This is a genomic window from Massilia sp. P2_C2 (assembly GCF_056404615.1).
The window spans coordinates 1-731 of the sequence record NZ_JBFUDR010000657.1 but is presented as its reverse complement, the minus strand read 5'-3'; the positions used below and the strand labels follow the sequence as shown (position 1 = coordinate 731).

The following is a 731-nucleotide window of genomic DNA, read 5'->3' as shown; positions in this document are numbered from 1 at the left end:
GCCCAGGCGGGCGTCCGCGCCACCCTGCGCCAGGCGCGCGTACAGGTGCGCGAGGCGCGCGAGCGGCATCGCGTAGTTCGGTGCCGAGCAGCCGTCGATGCCCATCGGCAGGGTGTCTTCCGTCATCTGCACGCAATCGGCCAGGGTGGCGCGGATCGCGCGCTGCAGCGGGTGTGCGGGATCGACGTAGCCGCGCGTATCCACGCCGTGCAGGCGGCACCAGGCGAGAAAGCCGCTGTGCTTGCCCGAACAGTTGTGGTGGACCGTGCGCCAGCGCCGCTCGGCCGGCACGGGCAGGCCGACGGCATCGTAGTACAGCGGCGCCGCGCAGCCGCATTCGAGGTGGCTCTCGTCCAGGCCGATCTTGTCGAGAATGGCCGTGACGCCCACCAGGTGCTTTTCCTCGCCCGAGTGGCTGGCGCACAGCAGGGCCAGTTCGGCGCGGGTGAATCCGAAGCGGGCCGGGCCGTCGTCCAGCACGAAGGGCAGGGCCTGGAAGGGCTTCAGCGCGGAGCGGGTGAACGTCATGAAATCGGGGTCGCCCGCCGACCACAGCAGGCGGCCGGCCAYGTCGACGACGGCRATCGATCCGTAATGGATGTTCTCGACCGCGTAGCCGCCGGCATGGTCGCGGTCCTGTGGATAGCCACGTGGGTAGCCGCGCGTCGTGGCGACCAGGGGAACGGGGTGCATCGGTCTGCTCTCAAAAATGTGAGCACAAGTGCTCACCG

At 69.7% G+C, this 731-nt stretch carries 1 protein-coding gene; it reads right to left on the bottom strand.

The window, feature by feature from the left end:
* Positions 1–693 (bottom strand): asparaginase (locus AC1DYX_RS31675; protein ID WP_477266241.1); only part of this gene is annotated, 693 nt, incomplete at its 3' end.
* Between the last annotated feature and the right edge of the window lie 38 nt (positions 694–731).